This is a genomic window from Mesorhizobium sp. M7A.F.Ca.CA.003.01.2.1, from assembly GCF_003998945.1.
Classification (GTDB): domain Bacteria; phylum Pseudomonadota; class Alphaproteobacteria; order Rhizobiales; family Rhizobiaceae; genus Mesorhizobium; species Mesorhizobium ciceri.
The window spans coordinates 1-6,617 of record NZ_RZRA01000216.1 but is presented as its reverse complement, the minus strand read 5'-3'; the positions used below and the strand labels follow the sequence as shown (position 1 = coordinate 6,617).

At 62.5% G+C, this 6,617-nt stretch carries 11 protein-coding genes and 1 tRNA gene; 9 read left to right on the top strand and 3 right to left on the bottom strand.

From position 1 onward, the window contains the following. From EN969_RS11530 to EN969_RS11515, 4 genes are all read left to right on the top strand, one after another. Positions 1 to 215: hypothetical protein (locus EN969_RS11530; RefSeq protein ID WP_127419135.1), on the top strand; the 215-nt coding region annotated here is incomplete at its 5' end. Positions 216 to 299: 84 nt separating this feature from the next. Continuing rightward, a tRNA-Gln gene (locus EN969_RS11525) sits at positions 300 to 373 on the top strand. 317 nt (positions 374 to 690) lie between these two features. Further along, on the top strand, positions 691 to 876 hold the full coding sequence (locus EN969_RS11520) for a hypothetical protein (RefSeq protein ID WP_013530769.1): 186 nt from the start codon (positions 691 to 693) through the stop codon (positions 874 to 876). Positions 877 to 1,070: 194 nt separating this feature from the next. Continuing rightward, the gene (locus tag EN969_RS11515; RefSeq protein WP_013530768.1) at positions 1,071 to 1,277 is read left to right on the top strand and encodes a hypothetical protein; all 207 of its coding nucleotides are present in this window, start codon (positions 1,071 to 1,073) and stop codon (positions 1,275 to 1,277) included. A gap of 91 nt (positions 1,278 to 1,368) precedes the next feature. On the opposite strand, the gene EN969_RS11510 is transcribed toward EN969_RS11515, so the two are convergent. Next, entirely contained in the window at positions 1,369 to 1,611 is a 243-nt protein-coding gene (locus EN969_RS11510) for a hypothetical protein (protein ID WP_013530767.1), read from the bottom strand. 278 nt (positions 1,612 to 1,889) lie between these two features. Between EN969_RS11510 and EN969_RS11505 the strand changes: the two genes are divergently transcribed. Next, positions 1,890 to 2,207: a hypothetical protein gene (locus tag EN969_RS11505; RefSeq protein ID WP_063168566.1), complete on the top strand. Its 318-nt coding sequence runs from the start codon at positions 1,890 to 1,892 to the stop codon at positions 2,205 to 2,207. A gap of 80 nt (positions 2,208 to 2,287) precedes the next feature. Here EN969_RS11505 and EN969_RS11500 read toward each other — a convergent pair whose 3' ends face one another. Then, positions 2,288 to 3,157, bottom strand: a complete 870-nt coding sequence (locus tag EN969_RS11500) for an NmrA/HSCARG family protein (protein ID WP_013530765.1) — start codon at positions 3,155 to 3,157, stop codon at positions 2,288 to 2,290. Between the two features lie 103 nt (positions 3,158 to 3,260). Here EN969_RS11500 and EN969_RS11495 point away from each other — a divergent pair, with 103 nt between their 5' ends. The 4 genes from EN969_RS11495 to EN969_RS11480 all read left to right on the top strand — a co-directional run bounded on the left by EN969_RS11495 (position 3,261) and on the right by EN969_RS11480 (position 5,892). Then, complete coding sequence (locus EN969_RS11495; RefSeq protein WP_127419134.1) at positions 3,261 to 4,145, top strand: LysR family transcriptional regulator; 885 nt, start codon at positions 3,261 to 3,263, stop codon at positions 4,143 to 4,145. Between the two features lie 110 nt (positions 4,146 to 4,255). After that, a complete protein-coding gene (locus tag EN969_RS35265; protein ID WP_024501614.1) occupies positions 4,256 to 4,435 on the top strand; it encodes a hypothetical protein in 180 nt (59 codons plus the stop codon). A 130-nt stretch (positions 4,436 to 4,565) separates the two neighbouring features. Beyond that, complete coding sequence (locus tag EN969_RS11485; protein WP_013530762.1) at positions 4,566 to 4,811, top strand: DUF982 domain-containing protein; 246 nt, start codon at positions 4,566 to 4,568, stop codon at positions 4,809 to 4,811. A 79-nt stretch (positions 4,812 to 4,890) separates the two neighbouring features. Then, entirely contained in the window at positions 4,891 to 5,892 is a 1,002-nt protein-coding gene (locus EN969_RS11480; protein ID WP_063168567.1) for an aldo/keto reductase, read from the top strand. Between the two features lie 57 nt (positions 5,893 to 5,949). Here the strand turns inward: EN969_RS11480 and EN969_RS11475 are convergent, their stop codons facing one another. Continuing rightward, entirely contained in the window at positions 5,950 to 6,438 is a 489-nt protein-coding gene (locus EN969_RS11475) for a GNAT family N-acetyltransferase (protein WP_027160744.1), read from the bottom strand. Positions 6,439 to 6,617 lie beyond the last annotated feature (179 nt).

The following is a 6,617-nucleotide window of genomic DNA, read 5'->3' as shown; positions in this document are numbered from 1 at the left end:
CCCGCACGATGAGTTGCGACCAGCTCCGGCAACTGCTCCAAAGCCGCCATGCCGTGGTGCTGACCACAGGCCCCAACACCTATGATCGCTATGTCAGGCAGTTCGGCAACGAATGCGACTGGCCGGAGGTGCCGATGTCGGCCTATGTCCCGACCCGTGACGGCAGCTGCCCGGTCTACCGCTGCGAGGAACCTGTCACCAACTTTCCGGACTGACACCGCGCTTCCAATCGGCTTTGCCGCCGCAGTGCGTTGATCCCGGCGCGCGAACCGGCTAGGGGTGGGGCGCAACGTGCATTTTCCCGCTTCGTCTAATGGTAGGACAGCGCCCTTTGAAGGCGTGAATCGAGGTTCGAGCCCTTGAGCGGGAACCAGCAACCAAGCGCTTGGCTGGTTCGAAGCCGCGCGCAGACTGGCCAGCCGGCTTCAGCACATTAGCGCGCGCTTGTATTTCACTCGAAGCAGGATCATCATCCAGGCCGTCAGTGGCTTGAAGGGGTAGAGCGCATGGAACTGAGTTGCTTTGACGGGGGCGTGCTTGCGTCGACGATGTCCCTGAACGTCACGGCGGTTTTCATGATATTGGCCGCATTTGCCGCATTTCGGCTGCTTGCAATGTCAGGCGAAGGTTCTGTCGACCAACTCCAGACGGCGTAGCCGGCAGAGAACCTCCCGTGCAGGAGAACGGCATATGGCCGCGAGAAAGGTGATAGCCGTCAAGGACTGGTCTTGCGGCATGAGCGACGAGCTTGGCCGCGTCGTGCTGACCATCAACCCGACCGAGGGTGAGCCCATCCTGGTTTTGATGACAATTTTCCAGGCGGCAAGGATGGCCGGGGAATTGCGGGCGCCGAAACTCGTCTCCATACCCCGGTGACGCCACGCCCCCGGCAAGGCGGATCAAGCTCGCCGGGGCAGCCCCAACGCCCCCAGCGAGCCCTGTTGCTCCGTTACGATGAACAATGGAGCAATTAGTGTTTTACGGATCTGGGCGCCGTTAAGTTGCATCCGGCTCCTGAAACCATTTCGCGGACCCCGCGTTGACCACCGGGCCGACACAGGAGACATCTCATGACCGTCAACTGCCGCATATCGATCGACAACCGGCCGGAGGCCACGGACGCGGTTTTTCAGGCGGTTCCGCGGATCGGCGAAAGCGTTGCGCTGTCGATCGATGGAACCACGCAGGATCTGCGGGTATCGCGTGTCGTGCACGTCACCAATGGCAGCCTGGAAGGTGCCGCGATCGTCGTCGAAGTGACGACCAACATCCTCTGAATCGAGAGTTATGGTCCGCTGGGCCGGCCGGCACCGCGTTGCGGCGACCGGCAGCCTGAAAGGACTGGAGCGGCTCACGCGCGGTGAACCGCTACTCCTTGCCGCTTTCGGAAATGCCGTTGCCGCCGGCGGTTGGCAGGATACCGAAGTCTTGCGACTTCGCCCCTTGCTCCGCCGTCAGGAAGCCGTCTGAGGCAAGACCGCGCCGCAGCAATTCCCTGACCGCGGCCGAACGGCTCGGCATACGCTTGTCGAAGCGCCAGTTTTCCAGCGCAGCCAGCTCGTCTGACGTCAGCATGATCTGCAACCGTTCCGGGCGTTCCAGTTCAGTCATCGCGCTCCCTCGCTCAGGATCCCGATACCTCGAATGAGTATTCAACTCGCTTACCTAATAGTTAGGAAAGCGCTCCTAGCGCGTCAAGACCTCGGGATGAGTGAACTGCTTCTCATGCGCATGATGAGCCTGATGGTATTCGGCGTAAGGCGCATACTTGCATAACTATGCTAACTAGCTGATTTGTTTAGATATTATTTAATTCGTGACTTGCCAAGATGAAGCCCCTGCCGCATTGTGCAACCTGAACAGAAAACCGTTCCCTTTGGGAGGTTTCGATGCGGTATGATTACTCGGCGCGACTGCGCGATGACGTCCGTTCAGCGGTCCAGATCGCCTTCAGGAAGACCGGCATCGTCAGTATCACGGCGGTGGCGGAACATGTAAGGGTCAGGAACCTGGCCGAAAACATCGCCCTCGAGGACGTCGAATACATTGTCTTCCAGGCAGCCCAGCTGATTGGCGCCGCAATTGAATTCGACGGGCTCACCAATTTCGACGGCGTGGCTGGCCTGTTCGTGGATGGTCTCGGTGGCGACGATGGCGGGCGGATGATCGCCCAACGCGACGGGCCTGGTCCGGCCACCCTGCAGTAAGACGGTACCGGCTGAACAGGGGGCCTTCTCAAAAGGCCGCCCTGCTGTTTCTGAACCGGATGATGACCGGAGCCGTTCCGTCAGGCGGAGCCGGCGATTTGTGAGGCGAAGTCGCGATAGGGACGCAGAGGGCGGCCCAGAAGCGCGGTCAGGCGCTCCACGTCGCCGGCCTCGGGCAGCATGCCGTCGGTCAGGAACCGTTCGCCCATCAAGCGCATGTCGTAGGCCATCCAGGCAGGCAGGAACTGCTTGAGATTCTGCTCGAAACCTTCGGTGTTGTCGCCGCCGTAGCTGATCGGCCGGGCGAGCACGTCGGACCAGATGGCCGCGATATCCGTCCCGGTCAGTGTCTGCGGACCGACGAGGTTGATCCGCTCGAGCGCAAGCGGCTCCGCGGACCGTTCGCGGCGCAGCAGCTCGAGAGCGGCGATCTCGGCGATATCACGCACGTCGACCATGGCGAGACCTTTGGCGCCGATCGGCATTGTGTAGGTGCCATAGCCGGTGATGACGTCTTCGATCATCAGGTCGTTCTGGATGAAATAGGCCGGGCGCAGGATCGTAGCCTGGAAGCCCATCTGCTCGATCATTCGCTCGACGCCGAACTTGCCGGCGAAATGCGGCACGTTCACATACACGTCGGCATGGATCACCGAGAGATAGACGATCCGCTCGATGCCCGCCGATCGGGCGACGTTCAGCGCGACCAAAGCCTGGGTGAATTCGTCCGGCACCACGGCGTTCAAGAGGAACAGGGTGGAAACGCCGGACATGGCTTTGCGCAGTGAATCGACATCGAGAAAGTCGCCTTGCGCGACCGATACGCCCGCCGGGAAGCTGGCTTTCGACGGATCGCGGACGAGAGCACGGACGTCGGCGCCGCGCTTGACGAGGTGCTCGACGACTTGGCGGCCAACATTGCCTGTGGCGCCGGTAACGAGGATGGTCATGGAATTTCTCCTGTTGGGTTGCTTGACAGGCCCAATATGTGTGGCTCACAAACACTCAAACAGACCGAAATTTTAGACGCACCGTCTCACTGGTGGAACACCTATGGATATTCTGGCCCTCACCGATTTCAACCTCGTTGCCCGCCATGGCGGTTTCGGCAAGGCGGCACGGGCCACCGGCCGGCCCAAGGCAACCCTGTCGCGGCGCGTTGGAGACTTGGAGAGCAGCCTTGACCTGCGCCTGTTTGAACGGGGTGCGCGTAACCTGAAGCTGACCGAGGAAGGACGGGCGCTTTTCGAGCGGACGGGGGCGTTGCTTGCCGAACTGGACGAGACGGCCGCGGCGATCGCCTCGGGCGGTCAAAGACCCAAGGGGAGACTGCGGATCAGCGCGCCCCTGCTTTTTTCTCAGACCGCGATGGGGAGGATCGCCGCGGGATTTGCCCTCAAATTTCCGGAGGTGAGGCTGGAGGTCACGACGGAGGACCGGGCTGTGGACATGATCGAGGAAGGCTACGACCTGGTGATCCGGGTCAACCCGGATCCCGACGAAAGCTTGGTCGGACGGGCGTTTCTCCGCGACCGGCTGGTCGTCGTGGCGAGCCCTCACCTTCCTCGCACCGGTGGACCGGCCCCTGCCGTTGCGCGCGGGAAAGGCGAACGGCAAACATGGCACGTGAAGACCGAGGGTGGCCGGTCGACGATCAAAATCGAGCCGGTCCTCGCTTTGGGAACGCTCATTATGGTGCGCGATGCGGTGCGGGCGGGGGTCGGTGCGGCACGTCTTCCCATTTCGTTGGTGGCCCACGATTTGGGTGACGGCACGTTGGTGAATTGGGGGGACATCGACGCCCCTGAGATCGCTCTTTGGACGCTCTACCCCTCCCGGCGGCTGCTCAGCCCGCGCGTGTCGGCGTTCCTGGATTTTCTGAAACAGGCCTTCCCGAACGGGACGCCGGACGAACTGGCCGCCTATATCGGCAGGTGATGCCCGACCGCTTTCGCCGGCAAGAACTTTTATTTTTGGCGGAAGGAGTTTGCGGTGGAACAAGTTGGGGCGACGGCAATTACCTTGTCGCCCTACAAGAGGAGGACGTCGTGAAAGACTTGCGCAGTCTCCTTGCCGAACTGTCAGCCAACTGGCTCAAGCGCCGCAAGGCGCAGGCGCCCACGACCGTGAACACGGTCAAACCCCGCCCTGCCCACCAGGCGACGCGGCAACGCGCCGCCCACAAACCCAAAACACCGCCCACCCGCGATGTCGCCTCGAACATGTGAGCCCCGCGGACAATGTGGGGCCCAATGCCGCTGGGGGTATCGGCAATCTATCACGCCAGATTGATTGGTAGCGACGAAACCTTGAGCGGCCATAAGCGTTTATTGCTTCAGCCCAATTGAGGTGGTTCCAATGCAAACGGCATGGTTCTCCAAACCTGTGGCGGTTTCGGTCGGCGTCACCGGTTCCATCCATCATCTGTCCAACACACAGCAGGCCATTGATTTGCTCACCACACATTGGCGTGACGCAGGCAGCCCGAAGCATCGGTCCGCACTGCGCGCCTGCCAGCGGGCGACGAGCGGCGATGTTGCCCCCGACGTCGCCAGGGCGGCGCTCGTCGAAGCAGCGCGCGAAGCCCACATCCTGATCGAATAGCCACATCGTGATCTAATAGGCGTATCGATTGAACCTGCTGACGCTATAATCGCTGCGCCCCCTCCGGAGAACGCCTGCCATGACCCTGAAAACACGCAAGCTCGGCAGCCAGGGGCTGCAGGTCTCGGCTATCGGCCTCGGCTGCATGGGCATGAGCCAGTCCTATGGCCCGGCCGACGAGGCCGAATCCATCGCCACGCTGCACCGTGCCATCGACCTCGGCTGCACCTTCCTCGACACCGCCGAAGTCTATGGCCCTTACGACAACGAAGCCCTGCTCGGCCGGGCATTGAAGGGCAAGCGCGACCTGGTGACGATCGCCACGAAATTTGGCTTCCGCATCGAAAACGGCAAGCAGACCGGAACCGACAGCCGGCCCGAGCACATTCGAGAGGCGGTGGAAGCCTCGCTCGGCCGCCTCGGAACCGACCGTATCGACCTGCTCTACCAGCACCGCGTCGACCCGGCGGTGCCGATGGAGGATGTCGCGGGCGCCGTCGGCGAACTCGTCGCGCAAGGCAAGGTGCGCTTCTTCGGCCTGTCGGAAGCGGGTGCAGCCAACATCCGCCGGGCGCATGCCGTGCATCCGGTGTCGGCGTTGCAGAGTGAGTATTCGCTGTGGGAGCGCAATCTGGAGCCGGAGATCATCCCGCTGCTTGGCGAACTCGGCATCGGCCTGGTGCCGTTCTCGCCGCTCGGCCGAGGGTTTCTCACCGGCCAGGTCAAGCGTGCGGAAGACTATCCCGACGGCGATTATCGCCGCAACGACCCGCGCTACCAGGGCGAAAACTACGACGCCAATGTCGAGGCGGCCGCCAAGGTGAGCGACATCGCCGCTGCCCGCGGCGTCAAGCCCGGCCAGGTCGCGCTGGCCTGGCTGCTGGCGAAGGGCGACGGCTTTGGCATCGACATCGTGCCGATCCCCGGCACCAAGCGCAGAAAATACCTGGAAGAGAACGTCGCCGGCGCCGCTATCAAACTCGATGCCGCCGAGATGGCCGCGCTCAACGAAGCGCTCGCGCCGGGAAAAATCTCCGGCCCGCGCTATACCGAGCGGGGCATGGCGATGGTCGACCGGTAGGGGGCGCCTGCTCCAGCGTCCGCGACAATCTCGCCAAGCTCGTTCCGAATAGTGATGCTAACGAAAGCCCAGATGCTTCCGATAGCAGTGGGTTTCCACGGTGAACCTGCCGGCGACATCATCCGGCAGCCAAAGTGCGTCTTCGAAGCTGCGGTTCAAGCGCCATCCTTCGCGGGCATAAAATCTCTGCGCGCGGACATTTCCCGCCGTGCAGAAAAGCTCGGCCTCCGCCACGCCCTGTTCGCACAAGAGATGCTCGGCATAAGACAGCAGATCGCGGGCGGTTCCGCTTCCCCGTGCCTGCGGGCTTACATAGAGTTTGACCAGCTCCGCCCCGTTTATCGAGACGAAGCCAAGCAATCCATCGGCAGCCGCCACATGGAAGGCATCGGTGGATTGCTCCAGCCACAGCGCAAAATGCGCCGGCGTTCGGTACGCCAGGATTTCGGCTGGAACCAGATGCGCATGGGCATCATGCCAGCCCTGATGCCACAGTTGCACGATCGCCGACCGGTCGGCTTCCTGGGCTGGGCGAATTTCGAGCATTTCTCACCGCCGACGGGTAGCTAATCCGTAAGGCCGCGCGGAGGGCCGCCTGGTTCCATGGGCCTTCCGCCGATTTCGGTCAACCCGCCGCTGCCGCGGTAACCTTCTTGGACGCGGCCCGCTGTCGCCGCATGCGCCGTTTGGCGACAAGCTTGAGCGCGACCGGCGGCTCGTTTGAC

Excerpts from the sequence above, each read along its gene's own strand:
- EN969_RS11520 (WP_013530769.1), top strand. The coding sequence starts at position 691 with ATGGCCGCGAGAAAGGTGATAGCCGTCAAGGACTGGTCTTGCGGCATG.
- EN969_RS11515 (WP_013530768.1), top strand. The coding sequence starts at position 1,071 with ATGACCGTCAACTGCCGCATATCGATCGACAACCGGCCGGAGGCCACG.
- EN969_RS11510 (WP_013530767.1), bottom strand. The coding sequence starts at position 1,611 with ATGACTGAACTGGAACGCCCGGAACGGTTGCAGATCATGCTGACGTCA.
- EN969_RS11505 (WP_063168566.1), top strand. The coding sequence starts at position 1,890 with ATGCGGTATGATTACTCGGCGCGACTGCGCGATGACGTCCGTTCAGCG.
- EN969_RS11500 (WP_013530765.1), bottom strand. The coding sequence starts at position 3,157 with ATGACCATCCTCGTTACCGGCGCCACAGGCAATGTTGGCCGCCAAGTC.
- EN969_RS11495 (WP_127419134.1), top strand. The coding sequence starts at position 3,261 with ATGGATATTCTGGCCCTCACCGATTTCAACCTCGTTGCCCGCCATGGC.
- EN969_RS11485 (WP_013530762.1), top strand. The coding sequence starts at position 4,566 with ATGCAAACGGCATGGTTCTCCAAACCTGTGGCGGTTTCGGTCGGCGTC.
- EN969_RS11480 (WP_063168567.1), top strand. The coding sequence starts at position 4,891 with ATGACCCTGAAAACACGCAAGCTCGGCAGCCAGGGGCTGCAGGTCTCG.
- EN969_RS11475 (WP_027160744.1), bottom strand. The coding sequence starts at position 6,438 with ATGCTCGAAATTCGCCCAGCCCAGGAAGCCGACCGGTCGGCGATCGTG.